At 63.6% G+C, this 448-nt stretch carries 1 protein-coding gene; it reads left to right on the forward strand.

Annotation, left to right across the window (positions count from 1 at the left end):
- On the forward strand, positions 1–448 hold a 448-nt coding region (locus IB250_RS29195), incomplete at both ends, for a hypothetical protein (RefSeq protein WP_192347028.1).

The following is a 448-nucleotide window of genomic DNA, read 5'->3' on the forward strand; positions in this document are numbered from 1 at the left end:
GGGAGGAAGAGGGACGGGGCCGGGCCAGAGGCAACAGGGAGGCAGGACCGGGGGCGGAGCGCGGGAGAAGACGGAGGCCAGGGAGGACAGGGGGCGGCGGGGGCAACGGCGCGGCAGGGGGAGGGGCCGAGGAGCCGAAGAGGGAGGGGCGGAGGGGCGCACGGGGAGGCAAGGCGAGGGGAGGGGGAGAGGGCAGGGGGAGGGAGCGGGAGGGGGGAAGAGAGAAAGGAGAAGAGGGAGGAAAGGAAGAGGAAAAGAAAGGAAAGAAGAGGGAAGGAAAAAGGAGGAAAGGGGGAGGAAAGGAAAGAAGGGAGAAAGGAAAAAAAAGGAAAGGGAGGAAGGAGAGGGGGAAGCCAAGGAGGGGGAAGGGGAAGAGAAAGAGGGAAGGGAAAAGGGGGAAGAAGAAAAAAAAGGGGAGGAAGAGAGAGAGAAGGGAGAAGAGGGAGGG

It is taken from the genome of Pseudomonas sp. PDM09, from assembly GCF_014852305.1.
Taxonomy (GTDB): domain Bacteria; phylum Pseudomonadota; class Gammaproteobacteria; order Pseudomonadales; family Pseudomonadaceae; genus Aquipseudomonas.